Origin of the sequence: Propionigenium maris DSM 9537 (assembly GCF_027925155.1) — a bacterium.
GTDB classification, from domain to species: Bacteria; Fusobacteriota; Fusobacteriia; order Fusobacteriales; family Fusobacteriaceae; genus Propionigenium; species Propionigenium maris.
On sequence record NZ_BSDY01000006.1, the window covers coordinates 1 to 18204 of the forward strand.

An 18204-nucleotide genomic window follows, 5' to 3' on the forward strand; every position below is an offset into this window, starting at 1 on the left:
CTGTTGATCTAATCCACCCAATCGCAATGGAAGAGGGACTTAGATTCGCAATCAGAGAAGGTGGAAGAACTGTAGCTTCTGGAGTAGTTGCTACTATCACTAAGTAATTAACTTACTTATAATTTCACTTTTTTCTAAGATGTTTCTTTGGAAACCTAATAGAAATTCAAAGAGGACTCGTAAGAGTCCTCTTTTTTATTGGAAAATACTGAGGGTTCCTCTGAGCATATTTTCCAATACTCAGATTTCCAAAGGAAATTCTGAGTTTCCATATTTAGTTTATTGTGTTTTCTTCTAAAGTTTATTTTGTACCTTTTAGCTTGAACCAAAAGGTACCTAAAAGTTCAAGACCTGCGGCAATTGACTTTGTGTGTATCGGCATATTCGGCGTTTCTTTTATGGGCTCAAGATTGAACCTAAACAGTTCGACGAAACGGAGTAAATGCTTTCAGTAGCGCTCGATGTCAGCCTGCGGTCAGCAATAGATGAAATACCTTTCTCTATAATTTTTTTTGATTTCTTTTAAAAAATTATGATCCGAAGATCTGGCCTGGGAGCTCCTCATCGAATAGAAACAGTACGTCATCCTTGCTCCCCTCGATCTGCTTCATAGTCCACTCTACAACTTTGTTAGCTTCCTCCTCTGTAAACTCCATAGGTCTGTAGTGCCTCTTTGCCAGCTGGAAGGAGATCACCTTCCCCCCCTCTATACCAATATACCTGAAGACATTGTATTCAAAGATATTGTCCTCGCTGAGAGTGATGACGATAAAGTGGATCCTCTCCTCTGAGTTGCTGTAGCTCTCAATGACCCTGGCATAGGAATCTCTTCCGGAGCTTCTCAGAGCCTCAAGGTTTTTCTCTAAGTGCCCCAGGGCTTCCTCTGGGGAGGAATCCAGGTGCACCCTCACAGCAAACATCTCCGACCAGTTGTCTAAGGTTTCCTTGGGAGAGATGTACTCAGCCATGGCCCCTGCCTCAAAGGTTTTCACCAGCTCCCTTCCCTCATAGGTGATCCTCTCATTAAAGGTTGCAGCCCATGCTGCCTGGGTGAGAAAGACAAGGAGAAATAGAATATTATAAGTTTTTTTCATAGGAACCTCCCGAAATAATAATTATAGTGTGGATAGTATACCGAGTTTTGGGAAAACTCCCTTTAAGAGGAAGGTAAAGTTTTGATAATATCCCATAGTGTAGTATATTGGAGAAAGTGGAAAGATAAATTCAGGGTATAAAGAATGAAAAAATAGATCTTAGAGGCGGGGGAAGGCAGATGAAGATACGACAGATAGAGGCAGGGGATGCTGAGAAGTTTTTAAGGATGCTGAAGAAGCTGGACAGCGAGACGGAGTTTATGATGTATGAGCCAGGGGAGAGAAGGACCACCCTGGAGGAGCAGAGGGAGATAATAGAGAGGGTTCAGAAAAATGGCGACCCTGTATTTTTAGTGGAAAATGAGGAGGAGATAGTGGGCTTCCTTGGAGGAAGAAGGGGAACCTTTAACAGGGTGAAGCACACAGTCTATATAGCCATGGGAATAGTGGAAGGCTATAGGGGACAGGGTATAGGAAGAAAGCTCATGGAGCAGCTGGACAGGTGGAATGTGGAAAATGATATCTCCAGGTCGGAGCTTACGGTGATGTGTCATAATGAGAGGGCAGTGAGTCTCTATGAGGGGATGGGCTATCAGATAGAGGGAAGAAGAAAGAAGTCCCTTCTGGTAGATGGAAGGTTTGTAGATGAGTACTATATGGGAAAGACCTATTAGTAGGATATATAAGTATTAAAAAAAGGTGGGGACCTAGGTCCTCACCTTTTATTTTTTGATTAACTCCCTGGCAACCAGCTCCAGCATGAATAGCTCCCTGTCTATGTAGAGGCCTATATTTTCAGGCTGTGCCTCTATAACACCTCTGTTGTGCTCGATGGCCTCATAGATATTTACCCACCTTGCCTCCATTCCGTTATTTATCTCATAATCCTCCAGGTTGGACTCTCCTAGTTCCTTGTGGATATCACAGATATAGAAGTGGGAGATCATGTGGATGAAGTCGTACTCTCTCTTCCATATGGGTTTGATCTCCTCATAGATACCATACTCGGAGATTACCTCTATATTCTTGGCTCCAGTCTCCTCCTGAAGCTCTCTGATCATTCCAGACTCGATATCCTCTCCCTCATCTACTCCTCCCCCTGGGAAGCTGTAGTCGTTGTATTTTTTTGTATAGAGAAGAAGGATATTGTCTCCGTCTACCACCACTGCCCTTGCAGCTGTCCTACTGTATACTTCCTTTCCTTCAAGGGATCCTGCATCCTCATGAATATATCTTCTAAGCAATCTCATGGCTACCTCCTAAGTAATCTCTATGGATCATTGATATTTCTCTAATAAAATTTTGGTACCCTTTAACCTCTGGATACCACCCCAACTGAACCTTTATTCTATCACATATTCAATCTTTTGAGAAATTTTCTCCCTGTGGGTATAGGGGGAGGATATTTGTGCTATAATATGAAAAACGTTTGGAGGTAATGGTAATGTCGATTGAGAAAAAATATATGGACTTTGTAGAGGGAAAGGGAACACCTGAAACTGCAGAGGAACTAATGAAGAGCAGATATGCAGCCTACACTGTGGGAAATATAGATTACATAATGGAAACACACGATCCAGCTACTAGAGGAGGGATCTCTATAGAGGAGACTGAGGAGTGGGCAAAGTCTTCTGAGTGGCTTGGTCTTGAGATAATATCTACTGAGGCAGGAACTCCTTCAGATGATCAGGGAATAGTTGAGTTTAAAGCCACATACAAGGAAGAGGGAGAGGTGCAGGTACACCACGAGAAGTCGGCCTTTGTAAAGATCGAGGGTAAGTGGTACTACCACGGATGGATGCCCCTGCAGCAGACCATCGTAAAGGAAAAGAAGATAGGAAGAAACGATCCTTGTCCTTGCGGATCTGGAAAAAAATATAAGAAGTGTTGCGGAAAGTAGTGGGTTCCTTGGATATACTTGCATTTGATTATACAAACCTTAGCTTCACAGGGATGGTAATATTTTTTACAGCCTTTCTCATAGGGATAAAGTTTCCCGACTGGGATTTTAAACTGAAGCTGAGACACAGGAATATATTAACCCACAGTCCCCTAATCTTGTTCTTCTTTACATGGCTCTACACGAGAAATCCGGGGACGGAGTTCAGATATTTTATTATGGGATTCTCCCTGGCTATAGGGATCCACCTTATATTTGATATATTTCCCAAGGGATGGGGAGGAGGAGCTCTTCTTCAGATGCCCTTTATAAGATACAGGTTTAGAAAGGGATGGTCTATCCTTCTCTTCCTTGCCTTTATACTGATATCTCTGGGAATGAGCATAAGGAGTACCCAGACTATAGAGGAGTTGATATTTGTCTCCCTCTATGGAATTGTGATAATAGCTATAAACAGGATGAAGGAGGAGAAGGTAATGAGACCCATGTGTGCATTCCTTCTGGTGATGCTCCTCATATCCTCAATAAAGTACAATGAAGTGGCTGAAACTGTATCGTTAGTGTACACTAATGTTCAAAAAACTTTAATTAATTTACTCTAAATGGTGTAGTTTGCTTGACAATATTAGGTATGATTTAATATAATTTACATGAAAGTTAATTTTGAAAGGAGAATAAGGATGTCAAATATCAAGCTTTTAAAGGAAAAGGCAAGTAATGTTAGAAAAGATATCGTTCAGATGATCTGTGCAGCAAAATCTGGACACCCAGGAGGATCGTTATCTGCAGCAGATATCGTAACGGCACTATACTTTGATGAGATGAACATAGACCCGGCTAACCCTAAGATGGAGGGAAGAGACAGATTTGTACTGTCAAAGGGACACGCAGCTCCTGTAATATATGCTGCTCTTGCAGAGAGAGGATACTTCTCTAAGGATCTATTGGGGACTTTAAGACAATATGGATCGATCCTACAGGGTCACCCTGATATGAAGAAGGTACCTGGAGTGGAGATCTCTACTGGATCATTAGGACAGGGACTATCGGTAGCAAACGGAATGGCACTTTCAGCTAAGATCTCTAAGGAAGACTTCAGAACTTATGTACTAATGGGAGATGGAGAACTTCAGGAGGGTCAGATCTGGGAAGCTGCAATGACAGCTGCTCACTACAAGCTTGATAATATCTGTGCATTTGTAGACTTCAACAACCTTCAGATAGACGGAAATGTAGATAAGGTAATGGGTGTAGAGCCACTGGATAAGAAGTGGGAAGCCTTTGGATGGAATGTACTAAAGATAGATGGACACGATATGGAAGCTATCCTAGATGCACTAGCTAAAGCTAAGGAGTGCAAAGGAAAGCCAACAGTTATAATCGCTGAAACTACTAAGGGTAAGGGAGTATCATTCATGGAAAACGTATGTGGATTCCACGGAGTAGCTCCAACTGAAGAGGAAACAGCTAAGGCAGTAGCAGAGCTTGAGCACGTTGAAAAGATCGAGGCGTAATATTCATTCTTTGCTCACCCAAAGAACGAATCAAGAAAGGGTGCCTCTGTCAGAAAAAGACTACTTCATAATCGGAAACCTAAGAAAATATCGAAACTTGCTTCGCTTCAGACAGTCGACATTTTCTAAAGTTTTCCTTCATATTACGTCTACGCTTTTTTCTGAATGAGGACTTTTAAAGCGGCCGAGATGGTCGATGATACTTTGTACAATGAGTTTTAGCTAGACCGTTAAACAGGCTCAGTTTGCTGAGAATCAATGAAGGAACCTGAAGATGATTGTCAGTACACAGAATTCTTGGAAAGAATTTTGTGCTTCCTTAATTGATTTCAGCACTGTAGCTTATAAAGGTCGTAGATCAATATATTTCTAAAGAGACATTATCGAGGTCTTGAACTTTTGGTTACATTTTCTTTCAAGAGAAAAGTAACAGACTATATTCGGAGGTATAAATAATGGCAAAGAAAGCTACAAGAACGGCTTATGGAGAAGCCCTTGTTGAACTAGGTAATTTAAATAAAGATGTAGTGGTACTTGATGCAGACCTTACAAAATCAACTAAAACAGCTATGTTTCAGGCAGAGTTCCCTGAAAGACATATAAACGTAGGAATCGCAGAGGGAGACCTTATGGCTACAGCAGCTGGTCTTGCTACTTGCGGAAAGATCCCGTTTGCATCAACATTTGCAATGTTTGCTGCAGGAAGAGGATTTGAGCAGATCAGAAACACAATAGCTTACCCAAAGCTTAATGTAAAGATAGCTCCAACTCACGCAGGAATCTCTGTGGGAGAGGACGGAGGATCTCACCAGTCTATCGAGGATATCGCACTTATGAGAGCTATCCCTGGTATGGTAGTACTTTCTCCAGCAGATGCAACTGAGACAAAGAAGATGGTGCACGCAGCAGCAGAGTACAACGGACCTGTATACATCAGAATGGGTAGACTAGATGTACCTGTACTTTTCGATGAGGACTATGACTTTGAGATCGGTCCTGCAAACACAATCAAGGAAGGAACAGACGTAACTGTAGCAGCTACAGGAATCCTAGTAGCAGAAGCTCTAACAGCAGCTGAAAAGCTTGCTGAAGAGGGAATCTCTGTAAGAGTAATCAACGTAGGAACAATAAAGCCGCTAGACGGCAACACTATCCTGAAGGCAGCTCAGGAAACTAAGTTCATCGTAACAGCTGAGGAGCACTCGGTAATCGGTGGTCTTGGATCAGCAGTATCTGAGTTCCTTGGAGAGACTCACCCAACTTTAGTTAAGAAGATCGGAATCTACGATGAGTTTGGTCAGAGTGGAAAGGGAGCAGAGCTTCTAGAGAAGTATGAGCTTACTGCAGAGAAGATTATCTCTGTAATCAAGGAAAACCTTTAAAAATACTTAAAATATATAGATTAGAGTAGAGGAGCTCCTCTACTCTTTTTTATTAGTGTAATATCTGTTATAATACTTTATAGAAAACAGAAAGGAGAGGGGGAGTTTTGGTTAGAGTTGTAAATGTAAATTTATGTGGAAATAATAGTTTGAATTTTGTCCTGAGGGAAGATGCCTTTCACTGTCTTCCGTGTAAAAGTGAAGAGGAAAAGAATTTATTTTTACAAATATTGACTAAGATATCTCCGACCAAGGGAGATGTCCTCATAGGCAAGGAGAGCATAGTAAGGTGCAAAGAGAGAGTTTACAGATCAAAACTTAAGGAGTTTGGAATCGTCTACAACGACTATAAGTTTATTACCTATAAAAATGTATATGAAAATTTAGATTACTACCTGAAGATCAGGGGATATAGTAGTGGTGATGCTGAAAAGATGATAGATGAAACCCTTGATTTTTTTGGTATCCAGCACAGAAAGCACAGTGAGATAGAGGAACTTACCCATGAGGAGAAGGTGATCCTGGGAGTAGCCAGAGCTATGACTACAGAACCTAAATTCCTCATCCTGGATGATATCCACCTTTCAACCAAGGAGGAGATCTGGAAGAGGATATTTGATTTTTTGAAAAAACTCAGTAAAAGCGGAACGGGGATACTCTATTTGACGTGTGACAGGGAATTTGCTGCAGAGAGACAGATGAAGAATATAATTGAAGGAGCACTATAATGTTAAAAAAGGTAAAAGTTTTTTTTGGAGAACTCAATGACATAATTGCCAAGGGGATAAAGGGATACAGGATGAACCTTTTTACCCTTATAGCAGCTTTTATAGTACTTAACACAGCCAGTGCAGTGCTGGTAAATATACATAAAAACAATGAAAATCTAAGGGATAACTACAAACTGAGCATCTACTTTAAGGGAGATCCTTCAGAGGAGAGGTTAAATGAGTTTGAGGGAAGGCTTCTGGAGATGCCAGAGGTCAGATCTCTGAAGTATGAGTCCAGAGAGGTGGCTCTGAGAGACCTGGAGAATCAGCTGGGTATAAGGGTTCCCAGAGGGAACAACCCCCTATCCAACAACTTCCTTGTAACCTTTGATGGGGAGAAGAGCCTGGAATCCCTTCAGCAGCAGCTGGATAAGGAGGACCTCATAAAGGAGGTATATTTGGATAAGGAGCAGCTCCAGAGTCTGAATAACAGGATAGAAAAGAATCGTGGAATATTCCTATCCTTCCTTGCAGGAGGATTTCTTCCTCTGATCTTTATAATATTCAGCTTATTTCACAGCAATATCCTCTATAACAACAGGGATATTAACTCTAAGATCTTCATAGGAGAATCTCATAAGGCGGCATTAAAGCCTTATTACATGATAAGCGACTGCATCTTTGTAAGTGCTTCAGCCATTGGAACTCTGATATTTTTAAATATCTATGAACTCTTCAGAAAGAGTTTCATCGGAATAGAGAAGGGAGGAGTTCTTGCAAGTACCGAGGAGGTCCTTGTGGTAGCTGTGGTGGTAACTGCAGTGACAACTGTAATATTCCCACTACTCTCCCGTAGTCTGTACAGGGTAAGTGGTGAGTAGATATGAAAAGAGTAGCAGCGGGATTACTTATCTTTTCTACTGTGGCCCTTGGAGATTCCCTGGATGAGATGAAGCAGAAGGTGGAGAGCATCAACCGTGGAATTGAAGCGAGTACCCAGAGGATAAGCAATATAGAGGTAGAGAAGGGAAAAACAGAGGACAGGATAGTAAAGCTTGAGGGAGAGATAGTAAAGGTTGAAAGGGAGATAGGAGAGCTTACAGGACAGATAACCACCCTTTCCAGAAGGGTGGACTACAGTGAGAGAAGCCTGAGGTTCAGTTCCAGAGAGGAAAAGGTGAAGCTAGAGGAGTACAACGCCAAGCTGGAAGCCTGGAACAGGTCTCAGAAACACAGCGATGACTCCATGAACCTTTCCATGAATAAGAGAAAGTTTAAGGAGCTTCTCTACAGCGACCTTGAGAGGATGGAGCAGATAAGGTCTGTACAGAAGGACCTGGATATAAGAAGGATAGATATCGAAAGGGACAGAAGGCAGTTGAGCAGCCTGAAGACCAAGCTTGTAAGGAAGGAGCAGCAAAACCAGCAGAACAAGAGGGAGCTCTCCAGACTTATCAAGCAGCTGGAAGCTGAGAAGAAGCAGCACACTACCAAGATCTCCAGTCTTCAGGGGGAGAAGAAGAGGATAGAGGCTCAGATCGAGAAGATAATCAGGGAGAGAGCAAGATCGGTAAAGAATGTAAATATGTCAACTGCCAAGAGCCGGGTAGGTAGGCTGAGAAAGCCTGTATCTGGAAGCTATACCACAACCTTTGGTAATGTTAAAAAGGGAAATGTAAGGAGCAGTGGTGTAGAGATAAGAGCTGCCCTGGGAAGGATAGTAAGAGGAGCAGCTGGAGGAAAGGTAATCTATGCTGGAAAGTTCCAGGGACTGGGTCAGGTAGTTATGGTGGACTATGGATATAATATGATCGGAATATACGGAAACCTCATCTCAGTGGATGTAAAGGTGGGAGAGGATGTCAAGCAGGCAGATAAACTGGGAATCCTGGGATTATCCATAGACGGCGTGCCGGATCTTTACTATGAGCTCAGATTCAACTTAAAGCCTATAAATCCAGTAAGTATGTTCTAGATGTCGGGAGGCAGGATAGATAAATTATGAAAAAAATATGCATCATATACAATGAAAGTAAGACCGAGGCGCTTTCCTTCTACAATGAGAGTGTGGAGTACTTCAGGCAGAGGGGGTATGACAACTGCGGAAGGGAGGAAGCCCATGATTCAGATATGGCTGTGATAATCGGAGGGGACGGAACCCTCCTCAGGGCAGCCAAGGAGCTTCTGAGAAATGACAGGATATTTATAGTGGCTGTAAATATGGGAAGCCTGGGCTTCCTCACTGAGATAAAGAGAGAGGAGGCCTTTGATACCTACGCCAGTGTCCTTGCAGGAAACTATAGTCTGGAGGAAAGAAGATTTCTTCAGGTAGATGTAAGGGGAGTAAGGTGCTACGGCCTAAATGAGGTGGTAATATCCAAGGGGGGGACCCTGAGTAAACTCATAAGGGTAGGGGTGGAATCAAACCACGGATATGTAAATACCTACAGGGCAGACGGAATAATAGTGGCAACTCCTACAGGGTCCACAGCTTACTCCCTGTCAGCAGGGGGACCTATACTGAAACCTACACTGAATGCCATGGTGCTGACACCTATAGCCCCTCATAACCTCAGTACCAGACCCATAGTTATAGATGGGAGCGAGGAGCTGACCCTGGAGATAGAGGATGAGGACAGGTGTGGATATATAGCCATCGATGGGGACAAGGCACTAAAGATAGGGCATGGAGACAGGGTTAAGATAAAGTATTCAGATAAAGCTCTGAGACTGGTAATCCCAGAGAGCAGGAACTACTATGGTGTATTAAGAGAAAAGTTAAAGTGGGGAGACGGGTTATGTTAAGGGAATTAAGAATAGAAAACCTGGCAATAATAGAGAAGCTGGAGTTGGAGTTTGATGAGGGACTGATAACTCTTACTGGTGAAACGGGAGCAGGGAAATCTATAATTTTAAGTGGTATAAACCTTCTTATCGGGGAGAAGGCAAGTATTGAGATGCTCAGGGACGGAGCAGAGTACCTTATGGCTGAGGGGATCTTTGAAGCCAGCGAGGATCAGATCCATGAACTCCGTGAGATGGGGATAGAGGTGGAAGAGGGCGAGGAGATCATCGTCAGAAGACAGCTGGATAAGAATGGCCGTGGAAAGGCCTTTATAAACGGCAGAAGGATACCCCTATCCAGCCTCCGTGAGGTAATGGGAACCCTTGTGGACCTTGTGGGACAGCACTCCCATCAGATGCTATTAAACAAGGGAAACCATATAAAGCTTCTGGACAAGTTCTTGAAGGAGGAAGCTGAAGGGGTAAGAAGGAGTCTGGAGCTTACTCTCGATGAGCACAACAAGATAGACAGGCAGATAAAAGAGATAGAGGATATGAAGAAGGAGCTCCAGGAGAAGAAGGAGTTCTATGAGTTTCAGATCCAGGAGATAAACTCTGTGGACCTTGTAAGGGGAGAGGAGGATGACCTGGAGGAGGAGTATAAAAAGCTCTTCAATGCAGGAAAGATAAAGGAAAATCTGGCTGAGTCCCAGGGCCTTCTAAAGCTGGGGGAGGTTAATGCCCTTTCATTTATCTATAACTCCAAGAGGTGCCTGGAGTCTGTTGCCAAGTATGGAAGCGAGTTTGAGGAGGTCCTGGACAGGCTGGAAAAGTTATACTATGAGCTGGAGGATACCATCTATAACATCGAGAATATAGACTCAGATATCGAGATAGATGAGTTCAGACTCAATGAGGTAGTGGACAGGCTGGATAAGATAAACAACCTGAAGAAGAAGTATGGATTTACCATCGATGAGATCCTGGACTACAGGGATGATATCCAGGGGAAGCTGGATACCCTGGATGAGGGGAACTTTGAGATAAAGAAACTCCTAAAGAGGAAGGAGGAGCTTCACACCTCCTACTGGGAGTATGCTGAGGAGCTGAGAACCTATCGTCAGGAGAAGGCGGATGAGATAGAGGCCAACCTTGGAGGGGAGCTTAAGTTCCTGAATATGAAGGATGCCAGGTTTAAGGTGGCCATTGAACCTACAAAGAGCATGGGAAGAAGCGGAGCCGACGCAGTTGAGTTCCTTATTTCTACCAATGCCGGGCAGGGACTAAAACCCCTTTCCAAGATAGCTTCTGGAGGAGAGGTGAGCAGGATCATGCTTGCCCTGAAATCCATCTTCTCAAGTGTGGACAATGTTCCTATCCTTATCTTCGATGAGATAGATACAGGGGTAGGGGGAGAAACTGTAAGGAAGATAGCCAGCAAGCTGAAGGACATCGGTAGGAACTCCCAGGTTGTGTGTATCACCCACTCGCCGGCTATAGCATCCAAGGCACACCAGCAGTTTTACATAGAGAAGCAGAATATAGATGAGAGAACTGTAACTACAGTTAGGGGTCTGGACCCAGAGGAGAGGGTTCTGGAGATAGCCAGAATGCTTGCTGGGGAAAACCTCAGTGAGGCTGTAGTAGAGCATGCCAGAGAGCTTCTAGAAGAGGAGTAGAGTTATGAGGGAGTTATTGAGAGAGTTTTTAACATATGCAAGAGAGAAGAAAAACTTCTCCCAGGTAAGTATGGAGGCCTACAGGAAGGACCTTGAGGACTTTACCCACTTCCTTATGGGGAAGGAGTATGAGCAGGTAAGCGAGAGGGATGTCCTGGCCTACCTTGAAACCCTCAGGGAGGAGTACTCGGAAAACAGTGTTTACAGGAAGCTGGTATCCCTGAGAGCTTTCTATAAATACCTCTATAAGCTGGAGCTTGTGGACAAGCTTCCCATGGAGAACCTGGATCCGGTAAAACCCACAGTTAAGATTCCAGAGACCCTTGAGTGGGAAGAGGTAAGAAGGATAATGGACCAGTGCGGGAGCAAGCCCAAGGGATACAGGGACAAGCTCCTTATAAAGGTCCTCCTGGAAACGGGGCTTCTCATATCCGATGTACTGGATATAAGAAAATCGGAGTTGAAGGAAAACTCCTACAAAAGGATAAAATATATTAAGAATGGAAACCTTCACTTTATAGAGATAAGTGATACCCTAGGAGAAGAACTGAAGGAGTTTACAGAGTCTATCACCGAGGAGAGTGATATGCTCTTTAATGGTATCACCAGGCAGAATTTTGGTGCCAGGTTTAAGGTGTATGGGCAGAAGGCTGGAATAGAGAGAAAGGTCTATCCCAATATGCTTAGAAACACCCTGGCAAAAAAGTATGTAGGTGAGGGAATAGAGGAGCTGAAGGAAAAGCTTCACTATGAGAGCCTCGAAGGAACAGGAGTCTATATGACCAGAAATTTTGATAAATTAAGAGAGATCTATATGAAGATAGGTATAGGTGACGATTAAGAAGGAGAAGAGATGAAAGCAGGATTTATAGCAGTAGTAGGAAGACCAAATGTAGGAAAATCAACTCTTACAAACAAACTTGTAAGTGAGAAGGTAGCCATCGTATCGGATAAGGCGGGAACTACAAGGGATTCAATAAAGGGAATATTAAACCACGGAGGAAACCAGTATATCTTTATAGATACTCCGGGAATCCATAAACCAAAGCACCTTTTAGGCGAGCACATGACAAGCGTGGCTATCCAGACCCTTAAGGAGGTAGAGGTTATCCTATTTGTACTGGACGGAAGTCAGGAGATCAGTACAGGGGACCAGTTTGTAATGGAAAGGATCGAGGAAGCTAGAAACACTCCGAGAGTTCTTGTAATAAACAAGATCGACAAGATGAGTGATGAGGCTATGGAGGCTAAGAGAGCGGAGATAGAGGAGAAGTTAGGTAAGTTTGACGGTGTGGTAGAGCTTTCTGCAGAGTATGCCCTGGGACTTCCAAAGCTACTTACAGCACTGGACCCATACCTTGAGGAGGGGATGATGTACTATCCAGAGGATATGTACACAGATATGCCTATGTACAAGATAATAACTGAAACTGTAAGGGAGAAGCTCCTTCACAAGACAAGGGATGAGATACCTCACTCTATAGCAGTGGAGATCGTGGATGTAGTTAGAAGACCAAATGGTAAGGACAGATATGATATAAATATCTATGTGGAGAGATCATCCCAGAAGGGGATCGTTATCGGTCAGAACGGTAAGGTCCTTAAGGAAGTGGGGATAGAGGCAAGAAGAGATATAGAGGAAATACTAGGTAAGAAGATATATATGAACCTTTGGGTAAAGGTAAAGGAAAAGTGGAGAAAGAAGAAACCATTCCTAAAGGAAATGGGATATCACCTGGACGAGGATTAATATAGGTTGAAAAATAAAGGCCATCACGGACCAGACTATAAGCTTCTGGTCGTAAGTGATGAGGAAACTCTTATCAAATACCCAGAGGAAAAGTTAAAAACCATGTTTAAGGATGTGGATCTCATAATATCCTGTGGAGATCTGTCCAACCACTATCTTGATTACCTGGTTACCATCTTGAATAAACCCCTGGTTTATGTAAATGGAAATCATGTGTACGGCCCGGATCACGATATATCCTTCTGCACCAATGTAGACGGGGGAGGAATAGCCAAGGTAAAGGGCCTGATGATAGTGGGGTTTGACGGATCCAGGATGTATTCAGGAGGAGACCACCAGTACACTGAAGCCCAGATGAGGATTCAGGTATGGAGGGCCTGCTCCAAACTGCTCTTGAAAAAACCAGATATTGTAGTGAGTCATGCCCCGGTGGCTGGGGTTCACGAGGGGAAGCACGAGGTGCACAAGGGATTTCTATGCTTTAAAAAGGCACTGGAGTTCCTGAGACCCAAGCTGTGGCTCCACGGGCACATACACCTTAAAGATCACCATCAAGTGCAGGAAACAGCCTATAAAGATACCAGGATAGTAAATGCTTTTGGATATAAGGTAGTCCACCTGAAAAAAGAGAGGTGATGGACAGGTGTATTTAAGCGATGAAAGAGCAAGGGAGGCCTATAAAAGCTTTCTGAGAAAGAGGGGAATCTTTGGGTTCTCTCTAAATGTGCAGGAGCTTAAGAGATTTAAGGATATACAGAAGGAGAGTAAGGCCTACAACAACAGCTTTCTGGGGATAAAAAATGTTTCCCTGGATGAGATTGTGGGAAGTGTTGAAAAATACGGAGACTTTGACAGGGATTTTATTCCCACCAACTCTATAATAGAGGACAGGTGGTGCAGAATATATAAGGAGGTCATGGGGGATGCCAACCTTCCCCCGGTGAACCTCTATAAGATAAGGGATGAATACTTTGTGTATGACGGGAACCACAGAATATCTGTAGCTAAGTTTATGAACTATAAGTTTATAGAGGCTGAGGTGACTGAGTTCTTCCCTACGGGAGATAGCGAGGAGGATGTCATCTACCGAGAGAGGTTTGCCTTTGAGAAGGAAACGGGACTCGAGGGGATAGTAGTGACCAGTGCAGGGAGCTATGAGAGGCTCAAAAGAAACATATGGGATTTCAAAAATGACTCAAGGACGGAGCAGGGAAGCTTTGAAGAGGCAGCCAGGGAGTGGTATGAAAAACTCTACCGTCCTGTAAGGGAGATAATTGCCAGCAACACCCTCCTCACCTCCTCACGTAAGGGAGGGGACCTCTTCCTGAGCTACTTGGATCACAAGTACTACCTGTCGGAATACAGAAAGTATAATGTGGGTTACACCTTCTCCCTCATAGACTTCATAAATTATATGAAGGTAAAATCTGGGGAGAAGGTATACACTACCTTTAAGGTGGACAGGAACTTTATAACAACCTTTAGAAATCTCTATGATTTTGATAAGAAGATATTTTATAAACCTGACTACCAGGAGAAGTTTGCCATCCTGAGAGAGTTCAGCAACCGCAAGTTCTCTAGGGAAAATCATATAATAGGCGAGGTAGAGCTCTACAGATACCTAAATAATATAGACAGCTTCAGAGAGGGTATAGACCTTTGGTTTACCGAGGTATATGCCCAGTACTATGAGCTTTTCCTGGAAAAAAGTCAGGTTCTTGGAGGGAAGCCCCTCTTTGACGAGGATCAGGATATAATAGAGGATATTGTGAGGTACTCCAGGGAGTACAGAAAGAGAGAGAAGGAGATCCTAGCTCCGAGGGAGATAGTTTTTAACTATATGCTAGACGTATATCTTCCCATCCTCTCCATATTGGAAAACAAAAGAAGTAATAAGGAGAAGAGGGAGCTGTATCTAAATATCAGCCACAGATACCTCTACTACCTAAGGTATGGAGGAGAGATGAGGCTGGTTGACTTTGAAAGAAGGTACCTCAGCGAGGGATCCTATACCACCTTCATAGGAGGAGCATTTAACCTTAAGGTAAACAGGGGAGATATGTTCAGGGACATAAAGAAGCTTCTCATCTACTATGCACCTACTAAATCTCAGGGAGAGAAGCAGGTAGAGGATTTCTACAAGGTTGTGGAAATATACCATGGAACCGATAGCTTTAAGACCATCCATAACCTGAGAGAAAGCCTTATCTCCACCATGGAGAGGGATCCTGAGGTTAACTGGGTGGTTGATATCCTTCAAAGGGATCTGGAGATACTGTCTCAGAGAAGGGAAGTAATTATAAATTATAATACCAAAAGGGTGCTCAAGTATGTAAAGGGAATCTGGAAAAACTACTCCCTCATCGACTACTATGCAACTCTCATACCTCTTGATTTTAGAGAGGGAGAGGGAAATATAGGAGAAACAGCCCTGGAATATATGAAGAGAGATTTTAGATACTAAGGGATCTCTAATAAAACCCTTGTTTTGAATGGAACAGGGGTTTTTTTATTGCCCTGAACTCCTTTGTTCATTTGTAAAAATATGTATTTTTTGATATAATATATTCTAGCAAAATTTATGGAAAGGGAGTCTTATGTTTGACAAGTTGAAGAAGAATATAGGAAAGAAGAAGGATGTTCTGAAGACTGAAGAGGTTTACTTCAAGCTTGCCTTTGATGACCGTGGAGCCTATGTAGAAGTGGTGGATTCCAAGGGTCAGGAGCAGTATGAGGTAGTGGCCAGCCAGCAGGATGTCAATACAAGGGAAGTATTAAAGTGTATAGAGCACATAAGAGAGGGTAACCTATTTTCCATCTCGTGGGACAATGTTCCAGACAGGATCTACTTGGATACCAACTTTCATCTCCTTGAGCTTTTAAAACACAGCAAGTATCTTGTAAATGAGAAGATGGAGATAATTGAATTTGTCGATTCAGAGGAGAAAACCCTTACACTGAAGATAGAGGAGACAGATGAAGAGGGTAAGAAGCTGAGGTCTAGCTTATTACTAGAGGGGAAGTCTCACGAGTATAAGTTTTTAAATGATGGAATAGTCCTGTGTGACACCAAGATATACAGAATAAAAAATATCGGGGAAAGCTATATGGAAGCAGGAGATCTGAACTCTGAATTTCCAAAGGAGGAGCTTGAAAGTTTCCTGACAGTATCTCTGTCCTACTTCCTGAACCTGGAGATAGAGTACAGGGACTATAGGGTGGTCTTTGATAAAGAAAGGGAGCTGAAACCTCAGATAATAATAGAAAAGATATCCAGGGATAACAGCTTATATCTGAATATAGGCCTTACCCTGTCTACCCTGAGCTATGAGTTCTTATCGGAGTATGATATAAACAGAGCAGCCATAGTAAATGATATGGAGAACAAGATATCCATATGTGATGTAAACCTTCATAAGATAGGCCAGGCTATAGAGGAGGTAGTAAAACTTCTTACTAAACTTCAGAGGCGTCTTAAGCTTCGTGAGGGGTACTACCTGGACGGAAACCTTATCATCCTTCAAGAGAAGCTAGCTAAGGAGTTCATTACCAAGGAACTACTTCAGATGGTAGGTAAGTATAAGATAGTAGGAACGGATAAGCTTAAGAAGTATAAGATAAGAACTGTAAAGCCCAAGCTTGTAACCAACCTCCAGCACTCAATAGATTTCCTAGAGGGAGATGTGGAGCTGGATATAGATGGGGAGAAGTTCTCGATCTTTGACGTACTGGCGTCCTACAAGAAGGACTCCTATATAGTCCTAAGTGACGGAACCAATGCCCTTATAAATAAAAAGTATATAGAGAAGCTGGAAAGACTCTTTAAGAAGAAGGATGACAAAGCCAAGGTTTCCTTCTTTGATCTTCCCCTGGTAGAGGACCTGATAGATGACAAGGTGCTTTTGGGAGAGATGAACAAGAGTAAGGATGTTTTCAGAGGGCTTAATGATCTGGCAATATATGAGGGAGAGAAACCTCCAGTAAAGGCAACTCTTAGAGAGTATCAGGACTATGGTTACAGGTGGCTGAGCTATCTTCTGGAAAACCAACTGGGAGGATGTCTGGCAGATGATATGGGACTGGGGAAGACCCTTCAGGCTATTGCTATCCTGTCAAAGGTTCACAGTACCAGCAACCTACCAAGTCTTGTAGCCATGCCAAAGAGTCTGGTGTATAACTGGGACAATGAGATAAAGAAGTTCAGTCCCAACTTAAATGTAAAGATCTACTATGGAAACAACAGGGATATAAATGAGATAGAGGGAGCAGATGTTGTTCTTACAACCTATGGAACGGTGAGAAATGATATAAAACTTCTAAAGGATATAGAGTTTGAGATGGTTATCTTAGATGAGTCTCAAAACATTAAAAATGTAAACTCCCAGACAACCAAGGCAGTGATGCTTCTGAACTCCAGAAACAGGATCGCTCTTTCGGGAACCCCTGTGGAAAACAACCTTGGGGAACTCTACTCCCTATTCAGGTTCCTAAATCCAACTATGTTTGGAGGAATAGAGGAGTTTAATACCTTCTATGCCAACCCTATACAGAGGGACAACGACCAGGAGGTAATAGAGGAACTGAAGAAGAAGATCTACCCATTTATCCTAAGAAGAACCAAGAGAGAGGTACTTAAGGATCTTCCAGATAAGATAGAGAAGACCCTCTTCCTGGAGATGAATGAGAAGCAGAAGAAGCTCTACGATGAGAGAAGGATGTTCTACTACGACCTTATCCACAACCAGATAAAGGAACATGGAATAGGAAGAAGCCAGATCTTCATCCTTCAGGCATTGAATGAACTGAGACAGATAGCTAGCTGCCCAGAGATGAAGAGCAGCGACATGGTATCCTCTATAAAGAGAGAGGTGCTTATAGAGCAGATAAAGGATGCTGTGGATAACGGTCACAAGATACTGGTGTTCACCAACTTTATAAAATCCATAGATAATATATGCGAGGATCTGAACAAAGCAGGGATAAAGCATATATCCATGACTGGAGGAACCAAGGACAGACAGTCACTGGTGGAGAAGTTCCAGAACGATAAGAAGTGCAAGGTCTTTGTAATGACCCTTAAAACAGGGGGAGTTGGATTAAACCTTACAGCAGCAGACACGATATTTATCTATGATCCTTGGTGGAATAAGACAGCGGAGGATCAGGCAGTGGACAGATCCCATAGGATGGGTCAGGACAGAACGGTATTCTCCTACAAGATGATTACCAAGGGGACTATAGAGGAAAAGATACTGAAACTACAAGAGGAGAAGAGCAGACTCTTTGATAACCTCATATCCAGTGACAGTGCAACAGTAAAGACACTGAGTGAAAAGGATATAGAGTATATCCTAGGGGAGTAAAAAAGATCAGAAATGGAAGAAACATTCT

Annotated in this window: 18 protein-coding genes; 16 read left to right on the forward strand and 2 right to left on the reverse strand. The window is 42.9% G+C overall.

Going from position 1 to position 18204, the window contains the following annotated elements:
• Window positions 1–107: EF-Tu C-terminal domain-related protein (locus QMG11_RS07260; RefSeq protein ID WP_281835143.1), on the forward strand; the 107-nt coding region annotated here is incomplete at its 5' end.
• 423 nt (window positions 108–530) lie between these two features.
• Here QMG11_RS07260 and QMG11_RS07265 read toward each other — a convergent pair.
• A complete protein-coding gene (locus QMG11_RS07265) occupies window positions 531–1094 on the reverse strand; it encodes an HI_0983 family protein (RefSeq protein ID WP_281834762.1) in 564 nt (187 codons plus the stop codon).
• 179 nt (window positions 1095–1273) lie between these two features.
• Here QMG11_RS07265 and QMG11_RS07270 point away from each other — a divergent pair, with 179 nt between their 5' ends.
• Window positions 1274–1768 carry a GNAT family N-acetyltransferase gene (locus QMG11_RS07270; protein ID WP_281834763.1) on the forward strand — a complete coding sequence of 165 codons (495 nt, stop codon included), beginning with the start codon at window positions 1274–1276 and terminating at the stop codon, window positions 1766–1768.
• Between the two features lie 48 nt (window positions 1769–1816).
• Here the strand turns inward: QMG11_RS07270 and QMG11_RS07275 are convergent, their stop codons facing one another.
• Entirely contained in the window at window positions 1817–2344 is a 528-nt protein-coding gene (locus tag QMG11_RS07275; RefSeq protein WP_281834765.1) for an NUDIX hydrolase, read from the reverse strand.
• A 194-nt stretch (window positions 2345–2538) separates the two neighbouring features.
• Between QMG11_RS07275 and QMG11_RS07280 the strand changes: the two genes are divergently transcribed.
• The 14 genes from QMG11_RS07280 (at window position 2539) to QMG11_RS07345 (ending at window position 18176) form a co-directional block, all read left to right on the forward strand.
• On the forward strand, window positions 2539–2994 hold the full coding sequence (locus tag QMG11_RS07280) for a YchJ family protein (RefSeq protein ID WP_281834768.1): 456 nt from the start codon (window positions 2539–2541) through the stop codon (window positions 2992–2994).
• A gap of 8 nt (window positions 2995–3002) precedes the next feature.
• Complete coding sequence (locus tag QMG11_RS07285) at window positions 3003–3596, forward strand: metal-dependent hydrolase (protein WP_281834771.1); 594 nt, start codon at window positions 3003–3005, stop codon at window positions 3594–3596.
• Between the two features lie 48 nt (window positions 3597–3644).
• Window positions 3645–4508 carry a transketolase gene (locus QMG11_RS07290; protein WP_281834772.1) on the forward strand — a complete coding sequence of 288 codons (864 nt, stop codon included), beginning with the start codon at window positions 3645–3647 and terminating at the stop codon, window positions 4506–4508.
• Between the two features lie 455 nt (window positions 4509–4963).
• Window positions 4964–5890 (forward strand): transketolase family protein, encoded by a 927-nt coding sequence (locus QMG11_RS07295; protein ID WP_281834773.1) that lies wholly within the window; start codon window positions 4964–4966, stop codon window positions 5888–5890.
• Between the two features lie 107 nt (window positions 5891–5997).
• Window positions 5998–6618, forward strand: coding sequence for an ATP-binding cassette domain-containing protein (locus QMG11_RS07300; RefSeq protein WP_281834774.1), 621 nt, complete (start codon window positions 5998–6000; stop codon window positions 6616–6618).
• A complete protein-coding gene (locus QMG11_RS07305; protein ID WP_281834775.1) occupies window positions 6618–7481 on the forward strand; it encodes a cell division protein FtsX in 864 nt (287 codons plus the stop codon). The genes QMG11_RS07300 and QMG11_RS07305 overlap by 1 nt, the downstream gene beginning before the upstream one ends.
• 2 nt (window positions 7482–7483) lie before the next feature.
• Complete coding sequence (locus QMG11_RS07310) at window positions 7484–8575, forward strand: murein hydrolase activator EnvC family protein (protein WP_281834776.1); 1092 nt, start codon at window positions 7484–7486, stop codon at window positions 8573–8575.
• Window positions 8576–8601: 26 nt separating this feature from the next.
• On the forward strand, window positions 8602–9405 hold the full coding sequence (locus QMG11_RS07315; RefSeq protein WP_281834777.1) for an NAD(+)/NADH kinase: 804 nt from the start codon (window positions 8602–8604) through the stop codon (window positions 9403–9405).
• Window positions 9399–11063 (forward strand): DNA repair protein RecN, encoded by a 1665-nt coding sequence (gene recN, locus QMG11_RS07320; protein ID WP_281834778.1) that lies wholly within the window; start codon window positions 9399–9401, stop codon window positions 11061–11063. The genes QMG11_RS07315 and recN overlap by 7 nt, the downstream gene beginning before the upstream one ends.
• Before the next feature lie 4 nt (window positions 11064–11067).
• Window positions 11068–11904 (forward strand): tyrosine-type recombinase/integrase, encoded by an 837-nt coding sequence (locus QMG11_RS07325; protein ID WP_281834779.1) that lies wholly within the window; start codon window positions 11068–11070, stop codon window positions 11902–11904.
• A gap of 12 nt (window positions 11905–11916) precedes the next feature.
• A complete protein-coding gene (era, locus tag QMG11_RS07330) occupies window positions 11917–12813 on the forward strand; it encodes a GTPase Era (RefSeq protein WP_281834780.1) in 897 nt (298 codons plus the stop codon).
• Between the two features lie 6 nt (window positions 12814–12819).
• Entirely contained in the window at window positions 12820–13449 is a 630-nt protein-coding gene (locus QMG11_RS07335; RefSeq protein WP_281834781.1) for a metallophosphoesterase family protein, read from the forward strand.
• Between the two features lie 7 nt (window positions 13450–13456).
• Window positions 13457–15277 (forward strand): DUF4032 domain-containing protein, encoded by a 1821-nt coding sequence (locus tag QMG11_RS07340; protein WP_281834782.1) that lies wholly within the window; start codon window positions 13457–13459, stop codon window positions 15275–15277.
• Window positions 15278–15410: 133 nt separating this feature from the next.
• Window positions 15411–18176, forward strand: coding sequence for a DEAD/DEAH box helicase (locus QMG11_RS07345; protein ID WP_281834783.1), 2766 nt, complete (start codon window positions 15411–15413; stop codon window positions 18174–18176).
• Window positions 18177–18204: the final 28 nt, after the last annotated feature.

What these genes read in the sequence shown, in the direction of transcription:
- QMG11_RS07310 (WP_281834776.1), top strand. Translation starts at nt 7,484, where the DNA reads ATGAAAAGAGTAGCAGCGGGATTACTTATCTTTTCTACTGTGGCCCTT.
- QMG11_RS07305 (WP_281834775.1), top strand. Translation starts at nt 6,618, where the DNA reads ATGTTAAAAAAGGTAAAAGTTTTTTTTGGAGAACTCAATGACATAATT.
- QMG11_RS07325 (WP_281834779.1), top strand. Translation starts at nt 11,068, where the DNA reads ATGAGGGAGTTATTGAGAGAGTTTTTAACATATGCAAGAGAGAAGAAA.
- QMG11_RS07265 (WP_281834762.1), bottom strand. Translation starts at nt 1,094, where the DNA reads ATGAAAAAAACTTATAATATTCTATTTCTCCTTGTCTTTCTCACCCAG.
- QMG11_RS07295 (WP_281834773.1), top strand. Translation starts at nt 4,964, where the DNA reads ATGGCAAAGAAAGCTACAAGAACGGCTTATGGAGAAGCCCTTGTTGAA.
- era (WP_281834780.1), top strand. Translation starts at nt 11,917, where the DNA reads ATGAAAGCAGGATTTATAGCAGTAGTAGGAAGACCAAATGTAGGAAAA.
- recN (WP_281834778.1), top strand. Translation starts at nt 9,399, where the DNA reads ATGTTAAGGGAATTAAGAATAGAAAACCTGGCAATAATAGAGAAGCTG.
- QMG11_RS07280 (WP_281834768.1), top strand. Translation starts at nt 2,539, where the DNA reads ATGTCGATTGAGAAAAAATATATGGACTTTGTAGAGGGAAAGGGAACA.
- QMG11_RS07275 (WP_281834765.1), bottom strand. Translation starts at nt 2,344, where the DNA reads ATGAGATTGCTTAGAAGATATATTCATGAGGATGCAGGATCCCTTGAA.
- QMG11_RS07345 (WP_281834783.1), top strand. Translation starts at nt 15,411, where the DNA reads ATGTTTGACAAGTTGAAGAAGAATATAGGAAAGAAGAAGGATGTTCTG.
- QMG11_RS07315 (WP_281834777.1), top strand. Translation starts at nt 8,602, where the DNA reads ATGAAAAAAATATGCATCATATACAATGAAAGTAAGACCGAGGCGCTT.
- QMG11_RS07270 (WP_281834763.1), top strand. Translation starts at nt 1,274, where the DNA reads ATGAAGATACGACAGATAGAGGCAGGGGATGCTGAGAAGTTTTTAAGG.
- QMG11_RS07290 (WP_281834772.1), top strand. Translation starts at nt 3,645, where the DNA reads ATGAAAGTTAATTTTGAAAGGAGAATAAGGATGTCAAATATCAAGCTT.